23 protein-coding genes are annotated in these 22,865 nt (G+C 51.9%); 4 read left to right on the top strand and 19 right to left on the bottom strand.

Annotated elements, in window-relative coordinates; all coding sequences use genetic code 11:
* The 11 genes from HOLDEFILI_RS19870 to HOLDEFILI_RS13310 all read right to left on the bottom strand — a co-directional run.
* On the bottom strand, positions 1-233 hold a 233-nt coding region (locus HOLDEFILI_RS19870; RefSeq protein WP_039865042.1), incomplete at its 3' end, for a hypothetical protein.
* Positions 173-421: a hypothetical protein gene (locus HOLDEFILI_RS13355; protein ID WP_006060299.1), complete on the bottom strand. Its 249-nt coding sequence runs from the start codon at positions 419-421 to the stop codon at positions 173-175. The genes HOLDEFILI_RS13355 and HOLDEFILI_RS19870, both read right to left, overlap by 61 nt.
* Entirely contained in the window at positions 411-728 is a 318-nt protein-coding gene (locus HOLDEFILI_RS13350) for a hypothetical protein (protein WP_006060298.1), read from the bottom strand. The genes HOLDEFILI_RS13355 and HOLDEFILI_RS13350 overlap by 11 nt, the downstream gene beginning before the upstream one ends.
* Entirely contained in the window at positions 718-1,011 is a 294-nt protein-coding gene (locus tag HOLDEFILI_RS13345) for a competence type IV pilus major pilin ComGC (RefSeq protein WP_006060297.1), read from the bottom strand. The genes HOLDEFILI_RS13350 and HOLDEFILI_RS13345 overlap by 11 nt, the downstream gene beginning before the upstream one ends.
* Before the next feature lie 21 nt (positions 1,012-1,032).
* Positions 1,033-1,596, bottom strand: a complete 564-nt coding sequence (locus tag HOLDEFILI_RS20290; RefSeq protein WP_244264340.1) for a type II secretion system F family protein — start codon at positions 1,594-1,596, stop codon at positions 1,033-1,035.
* Positions 1,597-1,990: 394 nt separating this feature from the next.
* Complete coding sequence (locus tag HOLDEFILI_RS20285; RefSeq protein ID WP_006060295.1) at positions 1,991-2,965, bottom strand: ATPase, T2SS/T4P/T4SS family; 975 nt, start codon at positions 2,963-2,965, stop codon at positions 1,991-1,993.
* A 201-nt stretch (positions 2,966-3,166) separates the two neighbouring features.
* Positions 3,167-3,925 (bottom strand): DUF2087 domain-containing protein, encoded by a 759-nt coding sequence (locus tag HOLDEFILI_RS13330; protein ID WP_039865039.1) that lies wholly within the window; start codon positions 3,923-3,925, stop codon positions 3,167-3,169.
* 196 nt (positions 3,926-4,121) lie between these two features.
* Positions 4,122-4,727 (bottom strand): MBL fold metallo-hydrolase, encoded by a 606-nt coding sequence (locus HOLDEFILI_RS13325; protein WP_039865038.1) that lies wholly within the window; start codon positions 4,725-4,727, stop codon positions 4,122-4,124.
* A 136-nt stretch (positions 4,728-4,863) separates the two neighbouring features.
* A complete protein-coding gene (rpmG, locus tag HOLDEFILI_RS13320) occupies positions 4,864-5,013 on the bottom strand; it encodes a 50S ribosomal protein L33 (RefSeq protein WP_039865037.1) in 150 nt (49 codons plus the stop codon).
* Between the two features lie 104 nt (positions 5,014-5,117).
* Entirely contained in the window at positions 5,118-7,346 is a 2,229-nt protein-coding gene (locus HOLDEFILI_RS13315; RefSeq protein ID WP_006060291.1) for a peptidoglycan D,D-transpeptidase FtsI family protein, read from the bottom strand.
* Positions 7,347-7,654: 308 nt separating this feature from the next.
* Positions 7,655-9,259 (bottom strand): potassium/proton antiporter, encoded by a 1,605-nt coding sequence (locus HOLDEFILI_RS13310; protein WP_039865036.1) that lies wholly within the window; start codon positions 9,257-9,259, stop codon positions 7,655-7,657.
* Positions 9,260-9,473: 214 nt separating this feature from the next.
* Between HOLDEFILI_RS13310 and ispG the strand changes: the two genes are divergently transcribed.
* Together ispG and HOLDEFILI_RS13300 are read left to right on the top strand one after the other, a co-directional pair.
* Entirely contained in the window at positions 9,474-10,529 is a 1,056-nt protein-coding gene (gene ispG, locus HOLDEFILI_RS13305; protein WP_039865035.1) for a flavodoxin-dependent (E)-4-hydroxy-3-methylbut-2-enyl-diphosphate synthase, read from the top strand.
* 75 nt (positions 10,530-10,604) lie between these two features.
* Complete coding sequence (locus tag HOLDEFILI_RS13300; protein ID WP_039865034.1) at positions 10,605-11,483, top strand: carbohydrate kinase family protein; 879 nt, start codon at positions 10,605-10,607, stop codon at positions 11,481-11,483.
* Positions 11,484-11,562: 79 nt separating this feature from the next.
* Here HOLDEFILI_RS13300 and HOLDEFILI_RS13295 read toward each other — a convergent pair whose 3' ends face one another.
* The 4 genes from HOLDEFILI_RS13295 to HOLDEFILI_RS13280 form a co-directional block, all read right to left on the bottom strand.
* A complete protein-coding gene (locus HOLDEFILI_RS13295; RefSeq protein WP_006060286.1) occupies positions 11,563-12,333 on the bottom strand; it encodes a class I SAM-dependent methyltransferase in 771 nt (256 codons plus the stop codon).
* Between the two features lie 114 nt (positions 12,334-12,447).
* Positions 12,448-13,590 (bottom strand): transglutaminase-like domain-containing protein, encoded by a 1,143-nt coding sequence (locus HOLDEFILI_RS13290; protein WP_039865033.1) that lies wholly within the window; start codon positions 13,588-13,590, stop codon positions 12,448-12,450.
* A 226-nt stretch (positions 13,591-13,816) separates the two neighbouring features.
* On the bottom strand, positions 13,817-14,704 hold the full coding sequence (locus HOLDEFILI_RS13285) for a deoxyribonuclease IV (protein ID WP_006060283.1): 888 nt from the start codon (positions 14,702-14,704) through the stop codon (positions 13,817-13,819).
* On the bottom strand, positions 14,697-16,067 hold the full coding sequence (locus tag HOLDEFILI_RS13280; protein WP_006060282.1) for a DEAD/DEAH box helicase: 1,371 nt from the start codon (positions 16,065-16,067) through the stop codon (positions 14,697-14,699). Before HOLDEFILI_RS13280 ends, HOLDEFILI_RS13285 begins: the two co-directional genes overlap by 8 nt.
* Before the next feature lie 487 nt (positions 16,068-16,554).
* Here HOLDEFILI_RS13280 and ispH point away from each other — a divergent pair, with 487 nt between their 5' ends.
* Positions 16,555-17,466 (top strand): 4-hydroxy-3-methylbut-2-enyl diphosphate reductase, encoded by a 912-nt coding sequence (ispH, locus tag HOLDEFILI_RS13275; RefSeq protein WP_006060280.1) that lies wholly within the window; start codon positions 16,555-16,557, stop codon positions 17,464-17,466.
* A 62-nt stretch (positions 17,467-17,528) separates the two neighbouring features.
* Here ispH and HOLDEFILI_RS13270 read toward each other — a convergent pair whose 3' ends face one another.
* Complete coding sequence (locus HOLDEFILI_RS13270) at positions 17,529-18,551, bottom strand: WG repeat-containing protein (RefSeq protein WP_039865032.1); 1,023 nt, start codon at positions 18,549-18,551, stop codon at positions 17,529-17,531.
* Positions 18,552-19,047: 496 nt separating this feature from the next.
* Between HOLDEFILI_RS13270 and HOLDEFILI_RS13265 the strand changes: the two genes are divergently transcribed.
* Positions 19,048-19,506 (top strand): GNAT family N-acetyltransferase, encoded by a 459-nt coding sequence (locus HOLDEFILI_RS13265; RefSeq protein ID WP_039865031.1) that lies wholly within the window; start codon positions 19,048-19,050, stop codon positions 19,504-19,506.
* Between the two features lie 89 nt (positions 19,507-19,595).
* Here HOLDEFILI_RS13265 and HOLDEFILI_RS13260 read toward each other — a convergent pair whose 3' ends face one another.
* Genes HOLDEFILI_RS13260 through HOLDEFILI_RS13250 form a run of 3 tightly spaced genes read right to left on the bottom strand, consistent with a single transcriptional unit; the run spans position 19,596 to position 22,542 of the window.
* Entirely contained in the window at positions 19,596-20,309 is a 714-nt protein-coding gene (locus HOLDEFILI_RS13260; protein ID WP_006060277.1) for a pseudouridine synthase, read from the bottom strand.
* Positions 20,306-21,943, bottom strand: coding sequence for an oligosaccharide flippase family protein (locus HOLDEFILI_RS13255; RefSeq protein WP_006060276.1), 1,638 nt, complete (start codon positions 21,941-21,943; stop codon positions 20,306-20,308). Before HOLDEFILI_RS13255 ends, HOLDEFILI_RS13260 begins: the two co-directional genes overlap by 4 nt.
* 2 nt (positions 21,944-21,945) lie before the next feature.
* Positions 21,946-22,542, bottom strand: coding sequence for a hypothetical protein (locus tag HOLDEFILI_RS13250; RefSeq protein ID WP_156788945.1), 597 nt, complete (start codon positions 22,540-22,542; stop codon positions 21,946-21,948).
* Between the last annotated feature and the right edge of the window lie 323 nt (positions 22,543-22,865).

Here is a 22,865-nt window from a genome sequence, read left to right as displayed (position 1 = left end):
TCGTCGTGCACTTCGATCGATCCGCTGCCCAGCAATAACCGGCGCAGCTGCTGCAGCTGGATCTGATCCTGGGCCGAGCGCATTACCCAGTCCTGCCGGCTGAGAAATCTGACGAGGGTTGGAATCATCGGCAGAAACAGCGTGACAATCCACAGACTCAGAAGCAGATCGATCAGGATATTTCCCCGCCGGGTTCGGTAGGAGCGGGCGTTTCGATCGGAATCGGCGTGCATACCGGACATTCCCCCTTTGCTTCCAGCGCCTCCGCAAGCCGCTGATTGCTTTCCTGCTGCCTGCGCTTCACGATTTCATTGAGGTGATGGCGGCTGCTCAGCAGTCCTCCGGCCATCAGAATACAAGCAGTGCACAGCGTGATTGCGATCAAGGCATCGCTCAGTAAAAAACCGCGTTTATTTTTCAACGATCCGCCCTCCCGCCAATTCCATAACCAGGCAGCGCCGGCTGAAGCATACCGTGCGGGCCTGATCAATCCGCCCTTTCCTGTTGTAATGTATGCGGATGCGGCCAATTTGGCCTCCGTCAATTTGGGCGGTTTGTTCCCGGCCTTCGCCCATTGCGCAGGCCTGAAACGGCAGCACCTGGGCAATAAAACGGCCGGGACTCAAGTCAGGCTGAATCACAAACGGTATCGTCAGCAGCTCGCAGGCCGCTACAATCATCAGCGCCAGCAGCATTTCCGTCAGCGTCGTTCCCGCTTTAGCGGACATAAGCCTGACCCTCGCGGATTTCCAGCTGCTCGCCGCCGGAGCATTCCGTCTGCTGCTTCGTTAACAAACCCGCCGACACCAGATCGTTGATCCTTAACGGCAGCTGACCGGTGTCCAGCTTGTATTGCAGAATTGCGGAATCGATGACCTTCAGCTGCGCCGCGCAGCCCTTTTCATCAACGATTTTCATAACCCGCTGAATATTCGGAACAGACAGCAAAAACAGAATGGCCAGCACGCTGACGACGATAATCATCTCCAATAAAGTAAATCCCCTTTTCATAGGTTTCTCCTTTCCTATTTTTTACATCTGACTCATGATTGAAAGCGGCAAAAGCAGAATCTGATAGACGATCAGGATCATCGCCGCAATCGTTCCATACGCAAACAGCTGAAGACCGCGCGCGGCGAACCGCAGCTGATCCAACAGCTGCCCCTGGCGGACTTCGACATAACTCTCCAGCAAAGGCTGAACCTGACCGCTGTGCGAAGCGGTGCGCATCAGCTGCATCAGCGAAGGATCAAGGTACTCGCTGCCTAGCGCGGTTTCTAGACTTTCACCTGCCAACAGCGCCTGCTCCACATGCCAGCTCATCAACTTCAGAAACGTTTTTTTCGGCAGCTTCTGCAATAACGTCAGCGTTGTCTGCGTCGGACAGCCTTCCTTGAGGCAGCAGGAAAAATAACGTGAGAAATCCAAGCCCAGCCATCGTCTTAAAAACTGACCGCGGCGTTTTTTGACCAACAGCACATACGCGCTTAACCGCGCGGTCGGATTGCGCAGCCAGACGGCCAGAGCTCCTCCGGCGGCCCCCGCCAGCGCCAGAAAGAAAAACAGCGTGCTTAAGCCGCGGTGCAGCAGCACCATACCGGATGGATTGCGGTCAAACGACTGGATCAGACTGATCAGCACCGGAAAGCAAACCCGGTTGAACAAGGCCAGACCGCCCAGACTGCCGGCGGCTAAAAGCACCGGATAGCCTAGCAACTTACGGATCTGACGGCGGTTGTCCGTATATAAACGGTGCAGCCGCAGCGCTAAGGTCAAGGCTTGCTGAGGCGGCATAACCTGCGCCATCGTTTCGAAATCCGCGTCGACGCCTTTTGCCAGAGCCGGAGCTAATCCAGCCGCAAATCCTGTGCCTTCCAGCATCCGCTCACGCAGCGCGGCGATCACCGGATGATTCTTCGGCGTTTCGATAAAGGTCAGGCTTGTCTGCCAGCTCATCGCGCTGCCCAAAAGGATTGCCAGCTGCTGACATTCAGAGACCGACAGCCTCCCGTTGTTTCTGCGTAATGCGGTTTTTGAGCACCAGGTCGTCCAGCCGCTGCGGCAACGGGATAAAATTGTCCGGCAGCTGCCCCTGGCGAAGCTGCGCCAGCTGGTCAGGCAGAAGCACTTCATAGACACACATCCTTCCCTTTTGATTTTTTAAGGACACCAACCGCTGACAACTGACTCCGGCCAGCATCTCCATCAGCTGAGTTTCGCTGACTCCCAGTTCGATCATCCGTGTGATCGCCGATTGAGCTGATGAGGCATGAATGCTGGTCAAAACCAGATGTCCGGTCAGTGCGCAGCGCAGCGCCATCGCCGCCGCCACCGGCTCGCGGATTTCGCCGATCATGATGACGTCCGGATCATGCCGCAGCAGTTGGCTGATCCCTTCGTCATAGCCCAGATGCTGACGCTCGTTGATCTGGATCTGAATGAAGCGGTCTGAATAGATTTCAATCGGATCCTCAAGCGTAAAAATCTTGGCGGGGCTTAATTCGTTGAGCATGGCGTACAGCGTGGTCGTCTTGCCGCTGCCGGTAGGGCCGCTGACGAGGAATAAGCCGCTGCGGCGCTTCAGCACTTGCTTAAGCAAATCAGTTTGCTTTTTATCCGGACAACAATCGGTCAGCATCCAGTCCAGCGTTCCATTGAGGATTCGCAGCACTCCGCTGGTCAGCATTAAACTGTGCATGACCGCAAACCGCAGGGCCAGGATTTTTCCATCCACGTCGATCTCAAACCGGCCGGTCTGCGGCCGGCTCCGGTCGCTCAGCTCCAGATTGGCCCGGTATTGAAGATAGCGGAATAGTTTTAAATCCTGCGGTTCGGTTTCGATGTCCTTAATCTGAAGGCCGCAGCGCATCTGCAGCGTCACTGTTTCATTGCGGATGGAAAAATGCAGATCGGTGGCGTGCTGTTTTAAAGCCATCCGCAGCAAAGCAAGTAATCGTTCTTCCATATTCTCTCGCCCCCTACACCTTCAATATTGCGCATTTTTGAAAAAAGCCCCCTAAAAAAAACAAAAAAGTTGAATTTTCATCATTTTTTTACCCAAATCGAAGAAAAAAAACTGGCAGCACACAGTTCAAGCGTTGTGCTGTCAGCTTCTTTGATTAAAACATTCATTATCCCGGGGCTAAGCGTGTTCCTTGTTTTCAGTTTATTTCCGCCAATAGGCGCTGCCGTCGGCTGTCCGTTCCAAAAAACCATATTCAATTAATGCCCGGCGCAGATAGACATGATCATGCCAGATTCGTCTGAGCATCGTATTGATTTGCTTTTCAGTGTACTGAACCTCGGGTTTGAAGTTCTCCGCGATCTGCGCCAGCACTGCCAGCTTACGCTTGGCCTTTGCCGGCATTTCCTTCAGCGCGCCCTGTGCGTCAAAATACGTTTTCAGAATCGTATCGCGTTCCTTTTCTGTTAATTCATACCGCTCATCCCGCATCACCGCCGCCGCGTGCGCGTCGATCAGTTTCGTATCGTTGAACTGCTGGATGGCCTGGCCGCTGTTTTCGTTAAGCAGATTCATCATCATGAAAAACAGCTGCGCCTGCTTCTGCTTTTCCCGCAGCTTAAACCGGTAATTGCGGATGGTCGATAAGGTTACGCCTTTTTCCTTCGCAATCTCCTGATCACTTTGCCCGGATGCAAAAGCTTGAATCATTTCCAACTGCATCGCGCTGATGCCCAACGCCTCCGGGCCTAACCGAAGCAGCATTGCCAGCGATGAACCGTGTACATTTTTCACATGCAGGTTCATCTTCCGCTCGCCCAAAACCCACCGATCGTCCTGCGCGTAGATTTCCTGAAGATGATAACGCTGCCCGCAAAATAAGCACTCTGCTTCATTGTCATTAATCCGATATCCGCATCGAATATCCTCGGCGTTGGCGTCCCATAGTTCCTGTTTTTCCATTTTTCTCAACTCCTCTCGCATTATATAAACATTATACGCTATCATCTATTTATTTAATAGATATTTTTTTAAACATCTACGTTTTTATAAGTGATTTTTTCTTTTCACAGACTTTTCCCGCTTCTCTTCGCTCATCCGTTTTCCTGATGAATCAAAAAAAGCGCCGGCCGCTAAGCACAACGCTTGTGTAATTTGATTAACGGCGAGTCCGCAGGAAGGGATTGTCGTTTAATTCTTTTTCCAGAGTTGTCGCTGCTCCATGGCCTGGATACAGGTTTAACTGCGGATTCAGCATCCGGACCATCTTCAGCGTCTGGCGCATCTGCGAATCATTTCCTAACGGCAGATCCGTCCGGCCTACACTCCCTTCAAAGACAACGTCACCGCAGAAGCAGTCCTGACCGATTACAATCAGCACGCTGCCTGGCGTATGGCCCGGTGCTTCCAGAATTTGAAGCTCGATCTGCCCTAACTTCATCGTGCCTTCCATTAACGGAGTTGTTTGGGTGCGGACATGCGCGGTCATACCGGCCATCCCATTGAGTGTTTCATCTTCGAGCAGAACCTGATCCGCAGGATGCACATACACTTCGCAGTGAAACTGCCGGACCAGTTCGTCAACCGCGCCGATATGATCAAAATGACCATGTGTCAAAATGATTGCCGCCGGCACCCGATCCTGCAGCCGGTCCAAGATTCTCTGAGGTTTGCCCGTTGGATCCAAAATCAACACGGTTCCCTGATCCTCAAGAATATAACAGTTGGTCGCAAACGCGCCGGACGGAATTGTTTCTATTTTCATCTTTACCTCCATTACCGCGCATAACGCGGTCATAACGATTGCATGAAAGCAAGCTAAGATGTCTTACTTTCGCCTTTCACCTTCGATCCGATTATGAAGAATATCAAAAATAAAAAAAGCCAGAATCCGGCTTCTTTTATTTTTTCTCCTTGTGAGCTGTTTTCTTATTGCAGCGTGGGCAGTATTTCTTGATTTCCATCTTTTCAGGGTGTTTTCTCTTGTTTCTTGTCCCAATGTAATTTTCTTCGCCGCATTCAGAACATTTGAAAGTAATTGCGTCTCTCATGAATATTCCTCCTAATAATGCTAAACAAGTATAACATAGTTTTTTTTAAATTACTATATTTTTTGAAAAACCTGTTAATTCTGTGATTTTTTAACGGATAAAACTTACTGCACCGGCTCCGGCGACGTCTGCGGATCGTTGGAATCCGGGGTCGGCGGCAGCGCCGGGGTTTCCGTCGGCACAACCGGATTGGAATCCGGCTGCGACGGCGTTTCAGAATTCTGCGCCCCATCGTCCGGATTGTAAATGGCATTTGTCAGTTCGTTGGTGATCCGCAGACAGAGATTGCTTTGCGAACCGCCGCCGGTAACCCAGGCGTTTGGAATCATGCACGCCATCGCATAGTCTGGATTTTCCGCCGGTGCATAAGCGACAACGCTGTTGTTGGTCGTATCATAACGGGTTGTCGTTCCATCTTCGTTGGTCACATTGATAAATGATTCCGCCGTTCCGGTTTTCGCCGAGATCGTCACCGGCACATCGGTTAAGCCATAACAGATCCCGCCGTAAACGCAGGCGTTGAAGCCCTGCCGCACGCGGTCCAGAGCGGCCGTATTTTCCAGCGTCGACATGACGTTGACATAGTTTTCATAGACGACGTTCTGTGTGCCCGGATCAAACGCCCGGCGCACTAAGCGCGGCTGAATCTTCTTACCGCCGTTGGCAATCGTCGATACATACTGCGCCAGCTCGATCGTCGTGTAGTTGTCCAGCTGTCCGATCGCAAAGTCCAGCGTATTGCCGGCATTGGCCAGTTTCCCCGGCATATAGCCGACCGCTTCGTTCGGCACGTCGATGCCCGTTAATACGCCCAGACCAAACTGACTGTAATAGCTGCGCATCAACAAATAGGTATTCGCGTCGATCTGCAGCGGATTGTTTTCAATATACGTGCCGCCGCCCAGACGAATCGCAACGTTGAACATAAACACGTTGGACGACTGCGCCAGGGCCTGAACATCGTCAACCCACCCCAGCGTCTTCCAGGATTTCTTAATCGGCGTATCCTTAATTTTGATATAGTTATCTAAAATCTTCTCGCCCGGCTGAATCACACCCTGATCCAGTCCCATATAGACCGTCGCGCCCTTGACCACTGATCCCGGCGCGTAAGCGTCGGTGTAGATACTCGTCGGGCTGGCGCTGATCGAACCATCCGCATTGCGGATCATGCACGACATTGCCAGGATATCGCCGGTATTCGGATCCTGCAGCACATACATAATCCGGTCCATATACGGACGCAGCGGATCATCCTTATATTCTGTCAGCACCTGGGTTAAAATTTCATCCAGCTTCTGCTGCAGACGCGCATCAATCGACAATTCCAGATCATAGCCCTTAGAACCCTCGTTCACCTCGCTCAGATAACCCGTGCCGTTTTCGTCATAAGCCAGATCATAAACCGAGCGCTTGCCGCTGAGCAGACCTTCGTATTGCTTCTCCAAACCGGAACGGCCGACCTTTTCATTGCGGGAATAATCCAGCGCCAGATAGTAATCCAGATCCTCTGACGGCAGCCCCTGTTTGGAGGTTGTCACGGTACCCAGCACTGATTTCAGCATCGTCCCGAACGGATACTCGCGATCCCAGTCAAAATCCACGTTAAAGCCTTGATATTCTTCCATGTGTTCAATTAAAAACGCCGCTTCCTCCACGGTAACATCGCTTTTAATAATCTTGGTCTGACCGCTGGACGGCATATCCATCGCCTGCTTGACTACATAAGCCTTACGCAGATCGGTATCCAGCGTCTGCAGATCCTCCTCGGTAATCCGCGCCAACTCCAGATAATAAATGTCATTGTCATTCAGATCACCTTTATAATACGCCGCCATTTCTTCTTCGGTGATCCTTTCGGCGTCGATTTCCTTTTTATGCAGACTCAGATACAAATCCTTCAAATCCCGCGTCCCCAGCTGCGTTTCATCAACTTCATAATCCGTTGAAAAACGCCGCGCCAGTTCCCATTCTTTATCATCAGAAATACCCTGGGGCGGAAAATATGTAATATTTAAACGTTGTTTATTGCCGACCAGCACCTGACCGTTGCGGTCCAGCATTTCACCGCGCGGGGTCGTCACCGTCTGATACCGGCGGGTATAGGTTGCCAGCTTCTGCGCGTAGTCTTCAGTTTTCAGCATCTGAATTGTATACAAACGCACGACGATGGCCGCCATGCCCACGCAGACTGCCAGTGCGACCAGCTGAAAACGCCGGGTAACGATCTTGCTTAAATCCAGCGCTTTGCGCAGGTGTTCGCTGCTGCCCTCCCAGTGCAGTTTCTTATCATCTTTGGTTTTTCTTGGTCCAAGTAACGGTTTATTTGTCATGCACGATCTCCTCGTATGCCTTATTATACCTTATTTTTTTCTGATTGAAGCTAAAACTTGCGGCGTCCGGATGAAAACCTGCATCACATCCCCTTTTTCAACGGGATCCCGCTGAAGGCGATAAAAGAAAAACAACGGCCAGGCCTGCGCCCAGCCGGTTTAAGTCTGATCTGCGATTTTGAGTCATTCCGCTTGAACAAAGAAGATTTCCCTATTCCATGAAAAAGGATCTTCCCCTGATCGTAATGCCGCTTTTGTGCGGAATCGCTGTCTGCGCCGCCGACCATTTAAAATTCTGCGTACTGCGCTTACTTCTTAAAAGCTTCCCGCGGTTGATGAACGATCAGCATGTCGTCCGCTTCAATCCGTGTGCTGCCGTCCGGCACCCGCATCGTCTTTCCCCGCAGAATCATCATGATCAGAAGCGACGGCGGCAAATTCAGTTCCTTGATCCGACGGTTCTGCCACGGATGGCCTTCCTCGATCAGGATCTCCGTCAGCACCAATGGCATCGCCGCCGTCAAGGCCGGCGCGATTGCGATCACCTGATCACCCTGCTCGATCACGGTCTTCCCCTGCGGAATCAGATTGTCCTGTCCCCGGCGGATCATCGCCAGCAAAAAGTCCGGCGGCAGATTCAGTGCCTGGACCGGCTGTCCGATCCACATATGCCCCGGGCGGATATCCAGCTGAATCATTTCAATGGCCGGATCATCCTTATAATCGTTAAACGTCTTTAATACGTCCGCTCCTGAATCGATCATATCCAGCTTGCGCGCAATCCACGGCAGCAGCGTTCCCTGCAGACTGATCGACAACAGCACCAGACAGAAAACAACGTGAAACACATCGTAGCGGGTATAAGCCGGACTGACCGTGACCATGATCGCGAAGACGATCGACGACGCTCCGCGCAAGCCGGCCGCACCGACCAAAACCGTCTGCCGCCATGAACCCGCAAACGGCTTTAATAATAAGCTCACCGCGACGGGCCGGGCCACCAACGTCAAAAACACCATGATGGATAATGCCGGAATGATGACTGAGGGCAGCTGGGACGGAAACGCCAGCAGCCCCAACAAAAAGAAGATTACAATCTGCATCAGGCCCGTCACCCCGTCAAAAAAATGCACGAGCGAACGTTTGTTGCGGATCGGCGCGTTTCCCATCAGAATTCCAGCCAGATACACGCACAGGTAACCGTTTCCGCCAAGACCGCTGCACAGCGCATACGCCAGCAGCGCCAAACCGACGACAAAGATCGAATCGAAACCTTCCGTCGCAAAATCAAACCGATTTAAACAGGCGATGCCCACTTTAGCGCACGCCCAGCCGGCCAGGCCGCCTAAAATCAGCTGCAGCGCCAGCATTCGGGCAAACGTTGCCGGATCGCCCTCGCCCGCCATCATCGTTAAAAGCATGACCGTCAACATATATGAAAACGGATCGTTGCTTCCGCTTTCCAATTCCAGCAGGGAGTCGGTATTTTCTTTAAGCGCCAGCTTTTTGCTTCGCAGAATGGAAAACATCGAAGCCGCGTCGGTGGAGCTGATCACCGCGCCGATCAAAAAGCTTTCCTGCCATTCCATCCCGATCCCCCAATGACAGAACACACCGGTCAGCGCCGCTGTCAGAAATACGCCCAACGATGATAACAACAGCGCCGGCGCGGCTACCGGCCGGGCCTGCTTCCAGCGTGTTCCGAAGCCGCCGTAAAACATGATATAAATCAGGGCTGCCGTACACAGCTTTTCCGCGAACGCATAGTTCTCAAACGGAATCCGGAATAATCCGTCGCTGCCGAATACCATGCCTAATAAAATAAACAACAATAAACTGGGCACGCCCAGCCGAAACGAAAGCTTGTTGCAGAGAATGCAGATCATCAGCACTCCGCCGCCTAAAATTAACAGTTGATTGAAATCGATATCTTTTCCTCCTCTCTTCGATTGTCCAGAATCCTCAATGATCGCAATTTTTCGGATCCGTCCGCTCCTTCTGATTCGTTGGATTTATTATATCATATCCGCGCCGTCTCACTCCCGGTTTCCAGTCCGCTTTTTTCCTTTTGTTCTCCTGTCCGCCCGCTTTCATATTTATGCTATAATGATTAATGAGGTGAATTTCATGAGAAAAAGAACGGAAACCCGTCCGATCCAGGTTGGAAACTTGCAGATCGGCGGTCAAAATCAAGTGATCATTCAGTCGATGACCAATACCAAGACGAAAAACGTCGCTGCCACCGTGGAACAAATCCGCCAGCTGACCGAAGCCGGCTGTCAGATTGTCCGGATGGCGGTCTACGATCAGGAGGACGCGCGGGCGATTCGGGAAATTAAAGCTCAGGTCAGCGTTCCGCTGGTCGCCGATATCCATTTTGATTATAAATTAGCCCTGACCGCGATTGAATCCGGCGTCGATAAGATCCGCATCAACCCCGGCAACATCGGCGCCCGGGAAAACGTCGTCGCCGTCGTGAATGCCTGCAAGCAGCATCAGGTGCCGATCCGGATCGGCATCAACAGCGGCTCTCTGGAAAAAGCGGTATTGGAGAAATATGGCAGACCGTGTGCGGAAGCGATGATCGAAAGCGCCCGCAAGCATGTTGAAATTCTTGAGGAGCTGGACTTTCACGACATCTGTTTATCGTTTAAATCCAGCGACGTCATGCTGACAATCGAGGCGTACCGTCTGGCCTCCGAGGTCTTCCCCTATCCGCTGCACTTAGGCGTGACCGAAGCCGGGACCTTTACGTCCAGCGCGATCAAGTCCAGCGCAGCGCTGGGCGCGCTTCTGATGGACGGCTTGGGCGACACCATCCGTGTTTCCGTCAGCGCGGATCCGGTGGAGGAGCTGCGTATCTGCAAGCAGCTGCTGCGCTGTTTCAACTTGATTGACAACGTCCCGAATCTAGTCAGCTGCCCGACCTGCGGCCGGATTCAGTACAATATGATTCCGATTGCCGAGGAAGTCGAACGTTTCCTGGCGACGATTAACGCCAATATCACCGTCGCAGTCATGGGCTGTGCCGTCAACGGACCGCAGGAAGCCAGCCGTGCCGACATCGGGATCGCCGGCGGCAAAGAGGAAGGCTTACTGTTCAAGAAAGGCCAGCTGATCCGCAAAATCCCACAGGATCAGATTGTGGAAGTTTTAAAAGAAGAAATTTTGAAAATGATTTAACAGCCTGCCGCGGTTTTCTTTCACTGCGGCAGTTTTCTATTGGAAACAACGATGCCGCGCAAAGGAGAAATAAAAATGACAGAGGTTCTGTGTTTCGGCAGCTGTGTGCTGGATCTTTATGCGGAGAGCCAAAAGCCCGCGGTCGGCGGAGACGCGGCGAACCAGGCGATTTTGTTATCAAGGCTCGGTTTCTCTACGGCCTGCAGCGCCCGCTTGGGACGGGATCAGGAAGCCGATCTGATCCTCGATCAGCTGCGGCTTCATCATGTTGACGTTCGCTGGCTGCGCCAACATGAGGGCGAGACCACCACGCATTCCTTAATTCAGCTGGATGCGCAGGGTGAGCGCCGTTTCACGGTTACCGGTGAAGCGCACCGGCATTTCACGCTGGCCGACTTCCCGATGGAGGCGCTGCCTTCCCTTCGCGCATTATCGTTAGGCTCGCTGTTTACGCTGCATGCGCTGGAAACTTCCGGCATGGAACTGATTTTCCGCCGCGCCCGGGATCTCGGCCTACCGATTTACAGCGACACGACCCGTGACCGGCACCACAAAGGTTTATCCGGCGTCGCCCCCCTGCTTCCCTATCTTGATGTTTTCATGCCCTCGCTTGAGGAAATCCGTCCGCTGTGCTCACGCTTCCAGCCGGATGAAATCGCTGAAGAATTATTACGATTCGGCATAAAAACCGTGGTCCTGAAAATGGGACCTAACGGCGCCAACGCCTATCAAGCAGCACAGGTTTGGCGCTGCCCTGGCTATCCTGCCCAGGTCGTCGACACAACCGGCGCGGGCGACAGCTTCTGTGCCGGCTTCATCGCCAGTTCGCTGAGAGGCCTTCCGATCGCTCAGGCCTTGGAAAACGGCTGTTGGTGCGGAGCTCAGGCTGTTCAGATCCAAGGGGCGAACACTGCCCAGCTCGATCCGTCCCGCCTGCCCTGGCCGCTGCGTTAACCTGCCGATCCAGCCATAAAAAAGACAGAACCCCAAGCGGAAACAATCTTTCCGGCTTGACCGTTCTGTCATTTTTTATTTAGGGTTTCCGCGCGAGATAGAGATCAAGCGTATCATAGATCCGGATCTGACCGCCGGTTGCTTGTAAGCGCAGCGCCATTTCTTGTTCAAAAGCCCGTCGGCGGGCTTCCGGCAGCGCGCGGTGATCAGAATAGGTGTTCAGCAACCCCAGATACTCTTCTATATTCAGCGTGCGCTCGCGATGATACAAACGCGTTTGAACGGAAGCGAAACCCGCTTGGATAAGCCGGTCTCTCCATACCGCCAGATCCGTTTCATCAAATTCCTTCAAAGCCTGATCTGAAGGACAAAACTGTTGATAGACCTCGCGGTTGATCCGGTTTGACAGATCTTCCAGCCGGTTTGGATAGGGATGATTCCAGAATAAGGCCAGACAGCCCTGCGGCTTCAACAAGCGCAGCACTTTTTCTAAGGCCGCCTCCGGCGGCAGCCAGTGAAAAGCCGTTGCGCTATAAATCCCATCCCAGCTGTTTTCAGCCAGCTCCAGTTCCATAAAATCTCCCAGAATCACCTGAAACCGCGGCGCCTGCTTAAACTTGCCGCGGACAAATCGGGCGAGATTCTCCCCCAGTTCCACCGCCGTCAGATCACAGCCGGTATCCAGGATCGGCTGGGTGGCCTGTCCCGTTCCAATACCAATTTCCATGATCCGGCTTTGCGTTCCGGCATGGAAGCTTTCGATCACATCCTGCATCAGCGCGTCGGGATACCCCGGCCGAAAGCGATCATAATTCTGTTCGTCTTCATTGAATTTCAAACGCAGCTCCACGTTCTTCCCCTCCTTTATACGCTTTAGATTAAGTTTAACACAAAATCAATTTCAGCGGTTTTCAAAACGAAGGTTTTTATCCCATTCCCCTAGCGCTGCGATCCAAGCTTTCCGCTAAGCGTCCTTTTCCGGCGTTGCCCAGAACGCATCCCAGTCTGTCGATAACAGGCTGGACGTTGAATAGTGCGTATTCACAGGAATCAGATAAACAAAATCGCTGATTTCACGTCCGCAGACTGCCGGATGCTTGAAACGGAATGTATTCTTTGTCATATAATCACGGTAATCGTCTAAAACAAACGCCCCGCCGTTATAGTTTGCTTCCGGATTCGCCGTCAGCGGACGCCCTTCGATCAAAGCGGAGCGCAGCGCTTCCACGCCGATATAATTTCCCTGTTCGTCCATCAACATTAAATTGTAGGTCGGATCCAGGAAGATCCACTGATCCAGCTGTTCGCTGTACGCCTGAACGACGACATGACATTCTTGATCCCATTGACTTGCCGAAAGACACCAGACCGGTACCGCCTTCACCCCGTAGCTGCGCAGGATTCCGCTTAACAGCACCGAGAGATTATTGCAGTTAAGCCCCTTACCCGTATCAGCATAGACGCCGACGCTGTCCAACGAATCATCGCCGCGGTATTGCGAATAAGAACTGTGATCATATTCCTCGCAGACCCAGAACAATCCGGCTTTCATCAGCTCCACATCGGTTTTCCCGCTCAGAACCTCATCCAGCTGGTGCTGATCCAGCCACGCAGAAGCCTGCGGATCCTTTCCCAGATCAAATTGATAGGCCGGGACTTTGCCGTCAGGCGCATACTCCTGATATTTTATTAACAGTTCCATTCGTTCCTGAGTTGAGGCATTTAAGCTGAAATTCAACAGATCGTTGGCCTCGGGTTCACTCCACACCAGCGCTACGCTGGATGTCTGTCCGCCGTGATCCAGACTTCCCTGATAGCTCTCTTTTCCCTGCTCAATCGTCAGCGTAAACACTTCGTCTTCATAAGTAAACCGAAGTTTCCCGTCCTCCTCATCCAGCCTTTGCAGCGGTGACTGCACACCGATCTGCCCCAGCCACCCCTGCCCGGTGTTAATGAGAACCAGCCGGCGGTCATGATCAACGAGAAACCCGGTCCCTTCATAATATCCAACCGGCAGCGATTCCAGCGAATCGGAAATCGTTGTCTTTGCCGCGCAGCCGCTCAGCAGACAGAGTAACCCAAGCATGATTTTGATTGTTTTTAACATTCGTATTTCCCCCATTCATTTTGATTTCAAACAATCTGTACTATTTATAGTAATACAGTAACATTAAAATTTGAAAATAACAAGGGTTTCCTTTTTCTTTGCTTTCAGCGCCTGCGAAAAAAGGAGCCTTCACAACGAAAGACTCCTTCTTTTGAATATTTTTCCCAATCCCGGCAATCATTGCAGGCCCCGCAGGCTTTTTCAGCTTTCGCCAGGCGGGCTCCAGCTATTTTTCCGCTTTCAGGCAATCCAGCTTCTCCGCATCGAAAGCGCCGCTTCGCAGCATCTCGATTTCCAAGCCATACGGCGCGTGATCGTCGACATACGGTGTTTCCAGGATTTTAACGACATCCCCCAGCCGCGGATCCACAAACACCCGGTGCAGCGAATCAAAGCCGATTTCACCATGACCTACATTAGCGTGGCGGTCCTTGCGCGCGCCGCGGACATTTTTGGAATCATTGAGATGAATCACCTTTAATAAAGATAGTCCGATCACTTCATCCCACTGTCTTAACACCGTATCCAGCTCATCCACCGGATAGCCGGCATCATGGATATGACAGGTATCCAGACAAAACGCAATCCGTTCTTTCTTCGTCACGCCCTCGCGGATCGAACGCAGCTGTTCAAAATTCCAGCCCAGTTCACTGCCTTTGCCGGCCATCGTTTCCAGGCAGATCAGCACGTCATGATCATCTTCTTCGAGCGCCTGATTCAAGCCTTCAATGATTCGCGCCAGCCCTTCTTCCGCCGTCGCCTTGACGCTGGAACCGGGATGCAGAACCAGATACCGCGCACCGATCGCCGCGGTCCGGGCCAGTTCCTGCTTCAGAAAGCGAACGCCCAGTTCAAAGGTATCCGGATTCTGAACATTGCCCAGATTGATGATATAGGGCGCGTGCACGATCACGTTTTCTAACGGAATTCCATTCTCCTTTAACAGACTCTGCGCTTCTTCAATCCGCAGCTGTTCCACCGGCTTGCGCAGGGTGTTCTGCGGCGGTCCGGTATAAATCATCAGAGCGTTTGCTTTGTAAGACAACGCTTCTTTGACCGCGCCCGCAAAATAGTCCGGCGCTTTCATCGAAACGTGACAGCCGATCTTATTCATCGCTTCCCTCCTCGCGTTTCTGCCGCTGCAGCGCCTTGTAGCGTTCCTTGCGCTGAGCCTGGATTTCGCTCTGGATCATCGCGCGGCGTTCCTTGCGCTGGATCTGCTTGACTAAAGCGGCTTTTTTCTTTTTATATCCCGGTTTGACCTTTTCCTTCTTCCGGTTCAGCGACCGCGCAATTTCCTTTTCGCGCTGCTGCCCCGGCGACATCTTGCGGCGATCGGCCTGCCGCTGCGCCTGCCATACGCCGTTTTTGAACGAACGGACTTCAAAATGCACGCCGCGTTCTTTCAAAGAGCGGATGGCCCGTTCATCTTGTTCCTGGTATAACGCGAAGCACGTTCCCTCGCGGCCAGCCCGGCCGGTCCGGCCGGCACGATGGATATAAAAATCCAGTTCGTTCGGGAAGCCCAGCGAGACGACGTGCGTAATCCCGTCGATATCAATTCCGCGCGCCGCGATGTCTGTTGCCACGATGTAGCTGTGATCCGCCTGTTCCAGCTGCTTCATCGCCTGCCGGCGCTGGCGCGGCTGCAGGCCGCCGTGGATTTCGATCACCGGCACATCCGCCTCGCGCAAAGCGTTGGCCGTCGCGGCCGCTTCTTCCCGGGTATTGGCGAAGATCAGGCAGACATACGGCATAAAGCCCGGTAAAATCTGCAGCAGCGTTTCCGCATAGCTGCGATGCTTGCACGGAACCAGGATATGTTCGATCTTCGGATCCATTTTCGTTTCCTGCTCGATTTTGATCGTCTGCGGCGTCTGCATATACTTCTTTAAGAAAGGTTTCAGGCCCTGCGGAATCGTCGCGCTGAACGCCATCATCTGTAAATGATTCCCCATCCGGGAAGCGATTGCGTCGATATCCTCCAGAAAGCCGAATTCCAGCGTCATGTCCGCTTCATCGACCACCAGGACTGAAGCGGTATCAACCCGCAGCACTTCCTGATCCAAGAATAAATCCTTGATCCGGCCTGGCGTACCGATGACTAAATGCGGCTGGGTCTTCACGGAATCCGCCATTTTTTCCCGGTCCAATCCGCCGGTGATCAACCGCACGCGCAGCCGCGGATCCGCCTGCGTCATCGTCTTGGCGCGGTTGTAGATCTGCATGGCCAGCTCGCGGGTCGGCGCGGTAATGACAGCCTGAACCTGCGGCAGTTCAGGGTTGATTTTTTCCATCAGCGGAATCAGAAAAGCATGGGTCTTGCCCGTGCCGGTTTCTGAAATACCGATGAGATCCCGGCCCTTTAACGCAACCGGGATGACGGCAGCCTGAATCGCCGTCGGTTCTTGAAAGCCTTCCAGCTCGATTAATTTCTGCGCGCTCGCGCGCAGCGCGAAGTCGTTGAATTGTGTCATAAAAATCCTCCTTTACGGGGTGAAAACTTGTTTATTATCGAATCGGTTCCGATCGTTAAACTTCTCACTTTGCCCATCAATTATACAGATTTTAAGCTTTTTATGCAATTCTCACACCGCTTTTCCCGCATTTTTTTCCATGAATCTTAAACCATTTCCCCTTCGTTCAAGTCAATATGTCCATTTTACCCAGAATAATCCGCATGGAGTAGAGCCTGCTTATGCATTTTCTCGCGGACTTGCTGGATTTTATTTCACTTGCGTCCAAATCGGCATTCACGTTATAATGATTCCGACGAAACAAACAAGGATTTTTCCGCCGCTCTCTGGGAAGAAATTAAATTGTTAAAAAGAAGCAAAACGGCGGCAGGCAAAAACAAATCAACATCCACATTATCAAGGCAAACTCTGCATCGCTTTCCGACGTCTCCGTACTCCGTATATTTACCGAGTAATGATCAAACCAAGAAAAAGGAGTGTTTCATTTATGGAAATTATCCCCGTCATTCCCCGCGGTTATTGCAAAGGGGTTACACAGGCTATCGCACTGGCTCGAAAAACAGCGCGGGAAAATCCAGGCGTGCCGATCACGATGCTCGGTATGATCGTGCATAACCGTTACGTCGTCGACGCGCTGCAGCTCGATCATATCCGCTGCGTGGAACAAGCGGGCAAAACCCGGCTGGAGCTGCTGGACGAAGTAAACGAAGGCATCGTAATCTTTACAGCCCATGGTATCAGCGAGGAGGTCGCAGAGAAAGCGCGGCAAAAAGGCTTGACCTGCGTCGACGCTTCCTGTTCCGACGTCAAGGAAACCCAGCGCTTAGTCCGTCAGGCAATCGACGAAGGTGCAGATGTACTGTATATCGGCAAGCGGAATCATCCGGAAGCTGAGGCCGTGCTGGCGATCAGTCCGCGCGTGCATCCAGTCTACGATCAAGATTCATTGGCCGCGCTCTCCCTTGATAATTCCAAAATCCTCGTCACAAACCAGACGACGATGAGTGTTCTGGAAATCGGCCGGCTGATGGATCAGATCCGCACGCGTTACCCGCATGCCCGCTTTGAAAAAGAGATCTGCAATGCCACCCGAATTCGTCAGGAAGCGATCCAGAAACTGGAAAATATCGACCTGTTGATCGTGGTCGGCGATCCGCAATCCAACAATTCCAACAAGCTGAAAGACATCGCCATCCAGAGCGGAATCCCGGAGGTGTTGCTGATCGAAACCGTGCGGCAGCTGAAGCCGCAGGACTATCTGGGACGCGAGCGCATCGCCGTGACCAGCGGCGCTTCCACGCCGACCTACCTGACGCAGCAGGTGATCGGCTATCTGAATGAGGTCGCACAAGGCAACACCCCGGAATACCCGGATATCGAACTGGATAAGCTGTTATAAAGACAACGCCGTTTTCACGGCATTGCTTTTTCTTTGACGCGGAGAGCCAAACTTTCCGCAAATTATTGGAACGTGCGCTCGCCCGCCTTTTCCAGCAGGATCTGACCGTCATAAAACGGCGAGGCAAAATCATATTCAAACGGAATCAAAATTGAACCATCCGTTGCCAACACACCATACAATCCACTTTGATCCTGCGCGACGATTCGTCCGTGATCCGGGGGATAAGCCGCCCAGCGATCATGATCCGGATCAATCAGCAGCGGCGCCAAATATTGGCAGGAGATAATTTCTTCTCCCGCGGCATTGACATATCCCCACAAGCCATCCCGCGCCACCGGAATCAGATCACCATTGATCGCCAGACCTTGATCATAGATCGCTTCGGTAACCATCTCGCCTTTCTGGTTAACGATGCCGACGCAGTCCAGCCATTCATATTCAGGTACTCCCTCCGGCGTTTCATCATAGCCGCTGACAGCGTGATACAAGCCCAGCTCACCGCTCATCCGCGACCCGTCGAAAGGGATAAACATACCGGGGCCGTCATCTGCACTGAACACGGTATAGACCTCCCCTGTTTCAATATCGGCATAAAACCCCTTTGCGGCGATCCCATGTTCTCCCGAGCATAGGTAATACGGCGTTCCGGAAACCTGTTCAAAATCATAAGCTTCCGCCTCGCAATGCAGTTCCAAAGAATCTAAGACTGGATAGCGCTGGCCGCAGATCTCGACGACCATTTCCTGATTTTCATCGGCAATTCCATACCGTCCGTCTTTTTCCAAAATAAACATCCCGCTGACAAGCTCCAGTTCGGCAAATGCGACAGGAAAACGATTGATCAGGGGATAGATATGATCAAAGTCAGTTTCTGAAAGTGACTTTAGGCCCGCGATCGAATGATCTAAAACTTCAATTTGATAATCATCAATAATCCATTCATGAAATTCATTTCTGTAGGCCGACTGATATTGGACTTTCAGTGAAACGTATTCACTACCGACGCAATTTGTTAACGTCACCCAGCTGCCTGTTCTGATCCGGTCGTCGCCGGCAGTCACACGATATTGATTATCGATCACCTGATTTCGTCCCGTTGAGACAGATTTTAGGATAACTTCAATTTCACCTTCTACCGCAGGGGTAGACGTAGGTGTCGATTGGATAACCGGTGTCGGTGCAGCTTCCGCAGGAGGTGTCGTCTCCGGTTTTGGCATTGGGGAACGCTCTGGTTTCGTCTTTGTAGCGCAACCTATCAATAGAAATAAGACCAGGGTCAACACACTAAATCGCCGCATCATCTTTTCCTCCCTTTTCTTCTATTATAAAGAAATCGTCAGGGTTAAAGGGCTTAAATTCTTAATTTCATAGAATCGTAAGAATTCATCGGGTACCTCTTTTTATACTGTCTGACCATAATTAGTTATAATCTGATCCGCCATGAGCCAAAAGTTCTCCTATCTCTGTTTTGTCGTTTTCATCTCACCCTCGCCAAAAGAGTTCGACGGATTTCTGATCATAAAGTATAATGAGTTCAACTTATCTTATTTCAATCCCAGGAAAGGAATAAAGAATCAGATGGAAATCTTAAAAATCAGAGAGCATCGCGAACTGGCGGAACGTGCCGCAAATTGGTTTCATGCGAAATGGTCAATCCCCGCTGAGGCTTACCAGGAAAGTATCGCGGCCTGCCTGCGTGGGGACAAAGTCATTCCGCAATGGTATGTCGCGCTTGAACAGGATGAAATTATCGGAGGGTTGGGCGTTATCGAAAATGATTTTCATGACCGGCCGGATCTGACCCCCAATGTCTGTGCCGTTTATGTTGAAAAAGCCTGGCGTTGTCAGGGAATCGCCGGGGCTTTATTGCGTACTGTCTGTGAAGATATGCAGCAGTTTGACATCAAAACGCTGTACCTGCTGACGGATCACACAAACTTTTATGAACGTTACGGCTGGGAATTTCTCTGCCTCGTTCAGGGCGATGGAGAAACAGAGCCCGCGCGGATGTACGGGCGTTCAACCAATTCCATTTAGCCGCCACGAAAGAAATCGGATTCGGGCAAAACTTCAGCGCTGGTTAGCCGAGTATAAGAAAAGGACTGGAATTTTTCCTCCGGTCCTTTTTACTTTTCTGCTTTTTTATGATTTTTCAAAGCTTCGATTTCCTGCGGTGTACAGTTCCGCCACTGCCCCGGCTGCAGCGCTGCATCCAGCTTCAGCGGGCCCATCGTCAACCGTTTTAAGTACACAACTTCGTTATCGCAGGCGTGCATCATGCGTTTCACCTGATGAAATTTACCTTCCTGGATCGTCAGCAGAATGATGTGTTCCGCCGTCTGCCGGAGCGTCGCCGGAAGGCAGACTTCCTCATCGCTGATCCGGATTCCCATTTGGATGGCCGCTTCATACTGCGGATCCCAGGGTCTTTCCAGATGCACCTCATAAGTCTTATCGACATGTTTTTTCGGCGAAAGCAGATCATGCGCCAAAGCGCCGTCGTTGGTGATCAGAAGCAGACCTTCGGTATCAATATCCAGCCGTCCGACCGGAAATAAGTCGGAGCGGTTCGTTTCCAGACAATCCAGCACTGTTTCATAGCGGCTGTCCTCCGTGGCGCTGACCACGCCCTGAGGTTTGTTCAGCATGATGTAAACTTCAGTTTCATAAGTGACGATCCGGCCGTCGACCTGGATCTGATCCTGCCGCTCGTCAATTTTCTGATCATCCTTTTTTACCCGCTGACCGTTGACCTCGACCCGGCCCTTACGGACCAGCTCCTTAACCGCTTTGCGGGTGCCGAAGCCGGCATGCGCCAGGAATTTATCCAGCCGCATCATCGTACGAACCGCCTTGTCATCCGCCGGACCATCGCCGGCAGGCTCATGTGGAACAGATGCTGCGGCAGCCGGAAGAACGCTGTGGTGATGACATACGTCAGCATCCCCAGAATGCCATAGGCCGCTAACTGCAGCACTCCGACGATCCGCGAAGCGTTAACCACGGTCAGGCCCGCCCAGCGCAGCAGGACAAAACAGCCGTTCATCGCGATCAAGCCGATCGCAATTGCGCCTAACCGCCGCCAAACGCGCGTATATTGGACTTTATATTTTTTCTTGATCAGATTCAGGTTCAGGAAAATGATGACCAGCGACGTCACGACGCTCGAGGTGATCGCACCGCTGAAACCAGTGTATTTGACAAGCGGAAAGAACGTGATCAGCTTGACGACAAAACCGATGATCAGATACAGGATACTCTGACGGCGGAAACGCAGTGACATCATTAACGAGCTGCAGATCGGCGACAAGGTGCCGGTTAACGCCAAAAGCGAACTCCATGCCAGCATTTCACTGCCCAGGCTGAGATTGCCCTTGCCGTACATGATGTAATAGATCGGCGAAGCCAGCGCGAACAGGCAGAAGCACAGCGGCGCACCGATATACAAAACGGTGTCCAGACAATCCAGAACATTCCGCCGCAGTTCTTTGAAGTTGCGGTTTTCCAGCGAGATCGTAACATACGGAACTATCCCTGTCGAAAAGCCCAATGCCAGCACCTGCGGAATCGAGGTCAGCTTGTTGCACTGCACCTGGATGATGCCCAGCGCCAGCTTGGCGTCCTCATAACTGCTTCCGGCAGACGTCGCCGTGTTGATAAAAAAGTTATTGTTGACGATATTCATACTGTTGCCCAATAACGCCGTAATCAAATATGGCAGGCCAAACAGAAGCAGCTCCTGAAACAGCTCGCCGACTTCCTTCGGCCGGCTTGTCTGATGCCGCGCCAGCTCCTTGATCGGCTGATAATGCTTACGGTCGTAGATCAGATAATAGGCGATCGCCGCGATCGCTGCCAGCGAAGTGGACAACACCGCCATATACACGGCGAAAATGTTGTTCATATCCAGGATATAAACAAAAAAAGCACCCAGTGCCAGGAGCGAAACAACCCGGGTCAGCTGTTCCAATACCTGCGAGAACGCATAGGATTTTAAATCCTTCAACCCCTGGTAAAACCCGCGGAACGAGCTGAGAAACGGCACGCAGACGACGGCCAGCGACAGGATCATGAAGACATTGCGCAAAATCACGACGTCCTCCGGGGTTTTCTTCGCCCCCAGCACTGAAGCCGCCAGCGGTCCGGATACCATGATGAACAAGATCGCCATGACAAATCCGCTTAAAAGCATCAGCGCCATCGACAGCTTGCGCACCAGGATGACAGTTTTATAATCCTCGTTATTCGAATATTTAGCGACCATCGCCGCAACCGCAAACGGAATCCCAGCCGAACAGATACTTAACAGGATATCATAGTAGGTATAAGCGACGCTGTAAAACGACATATTTGCTTCCCCGGCGATCGCAGTAAAAGGGACAACATAAAGAAGTCCCAGAGCTTTGGAAATAAAAATCCCGGCCGAGCTGGTTAACGCCCCGGCGATCAACGATTGTTTTTTACCCTTGGTCATGGTTACTCACTGTCGCCCTCGTCCTCCGTCGGAAGATCGTCATGCGCGCCTTCCGGCTCCGGTTCAGCTTCCGGGGTTGTGTTTTGATTCTCAAAATCTCCCATCAGCTGCAGATATTCGCGGGTTTCCTTCAATTTGGCATAGTCCTTCCACAACACCATTACGTTCAGAGAAACGATTGGCGAAGTCGTTTCCCCGCTGGCCATCAAGCCCTTCACATAGCCCAGCTCTGGATAAACCTGATTCGGAATCAGCGAATAATCCTCATTTTCCAATAAACCCACCGACGGCGCAATGACTGAAGTCTGGGAATAATCGACAGCCGCGTCGACCACCAGCATTTCTACATCGACCATGGCGACCCGCGGACTATCCAAAATCACATAATACCGGTAAGTCCCGTCAGGAAGCTGGTTCATAACGACTTCGAGATCATAAAAATCCGATTTTTCCTGAAATCGGTCCATCTCCATAATGGATTTATAGTAAGCAGTATACAGCTGCATTTTTTCCGTACTGATTTGGTTTGGATCCTTTTTAGAACAGCCGCTGATCAGCAACAAAGCGGCGGCCATCAAGCAAAGTATCTGTCTGCGCATAAGCAACACCTCCAGAGTATTATAACATAAGACGTTAAGCTTACAAAAGCATTAATTCCCGCTTTTGTGCCGGACGCCGCCAAAATTCTTCTCCCGCGTCGATCAAACCGCTTGAATTCTTCCGGATTCAGTTTTTAATTGGAGAACTAACGCCGCGACAAAGCAGCCGGTCTTTGCGGTTAAGCCGCCGGACGGACGCCCCTTCTTTTTTAACGTTCCTTTCCCCTTTCGCCGCCTTCCGCACTGTGTTTCAGGAAGGGAAAAGAAAAAGAAACTGCTTTCTTTCCCCGCGTTTTCAGCCGGCAGAAGAAATCAGTTTCCCC

It is taken from the genome of Holdemania filiformis DSM 12042 (genome assembly GCF_000157995.1).
In the GTDB taxonomy this organism is placed as follows: domain Bacteria; phylum Bacillota_I; class Bacilli_A; order Erysipelotrichales; family Erysipelotrichaceae; genus Holdemania; species Holdemania filiformis.
The sequence above is the reverse complement of the archived record's forward strand: the minus strand, read 5'-3'. Positions and strand labels throughout refer to the sequence as shown.

Excerpts from the sequence above, each read along its gene's own strand:
- HOLDEFILI_RS13350 (WP_006060298.1), bottom strand. The coding sequence starts at position 728 with ATGTCCGCTAAAGCGGGAACGACGCTGACGGAAATGCTGCTGGCGCTG.
- HOLDEFILI_RS13345 (WP_006060297.1), bottom strand. The coding sequence starts at position 1,011 with ATGAAAAGGGGATTTACTTTATTGGAGATGATTATCGTCGTCAGCGTG.
- HOLDEFILI_RS20290 (WP_244264340.1), bottom strand. The coding sequence starts at position 1,596 with ATGGTGCTGCTGCACCGCGGCTTAAGCACGCTGTTTTTCTTTCTGGCG.
- HOLDEFILI_RS20285 (WP_006060295.1), bottom strand. The coding sequence starts at position 2,965 with ATGGAAGAACGATTACTTGCTTTGCTGCGGATGGCTTTAAAACAGCAC.
- HOLDEFILI_RS13330 (WP_039865039.1), bottom strand. The coding sequence starts at position 3,925 with ATGGAAAAACAGGAACTATGGGACGCCAACGCCGAGGATATTCGATGC.
- HOLDEFILI_RS13325 (WP_039865038.1), bottom strand. The coding sequence starts at position 4,727 with ATGAAAATAGAAACAATTCCGTCCGGCGCGTTTGCGACCAACTGTTAT.
- rpmG (WP_039865037.1), bottom strand. The coding sequence starts at position 5,013 with ATGAGAGACGCAATTACTTTCAAATGTTCTGAATGCGGCGAAGAAAAT.
- HOLDEFILI_RS13315 (WP_006060291.1), bottom strand. The coding sequence starts at position 7,346 with ATGACAAATAAACCGTTACTTGGACCAAGAAAAACCAAAGATGATAAG.
- ispG (WP_039865035.1), top strand. The coding sequence starts at position 9,474 with ATGAGAAAAAGAACGGAAACCCGTCCGATCCAGGTTGGAAACTTGCAG.
- HOLDEFILI_RS13300 (WP_039865034.1), top strand. The coding sequence starts at position 10,605 with ATGACAGAGGTTCTGTGTTTCGGCAGCTGTGTGCTGGATCTTTATGCG.
- HOLDEFILI_RS13290 (WP_039865033.1), bottom strand. The coding sequence starts at position 13,590 with ATGTTAAAAACAATCAAAATCATGCTTGGGTTACTCTGTCTGCTGAGC.
- HOLDEFILI_RS13285 (WP_006060283.1), bottom strand. The coding sequence starts at position 14,704 with ATGAATAAGATCGGCTGTCACGTTTCGATGAAAGCGCCGGACTATTTT.
- HOLDEFILI_RS13280 (WP_006060282.1), bottom strand. The coding sequence starts at position 16,067 with ATGACACAATTCAACGACTTCGCGCTGCGCGCGAGCGCGCAGAAATTA.
- ispH (WP_006060280.1), top strand. The coding sequence starts at position 16,555 with ATGGAAATTATCCCCGTCATTCCCCGCGGTTATTGCAAAGGGGTTACA.
- HOLDEFILI_RS13265 (WP_039865031.1), top strand. The coding sequence starts at position 19,048 with ATGGAAATCTTAAAAATCAGAGAGCATCGCGAACTGGCGGAACGTGCC.
- HOLDEFILI_RS13260 (WP_006060277.1), bottom strand. The coding sequence starts at position 20,309 with ATGATGCGGCTGGATAAATTCCTGGCGCATGCCGGCTTCGGCACCCGC.
- HOLDEFILI_RS13255 (WP_006060276.1), bottom strand. The coding sequence starts at position 21,943 with ATGACCAAGGGTAAAAAACAATCGTTGATCGCCGGGGCGTTAACCAGC.
- HOLDEFILI_RS13250 (WP_156788945.1), bottom strand. The coding sequence starts at position 22,542 with ATGCGCAGACAGATACTTTGCTTGATGGCCGCCGCTTTGTTGCTGATC.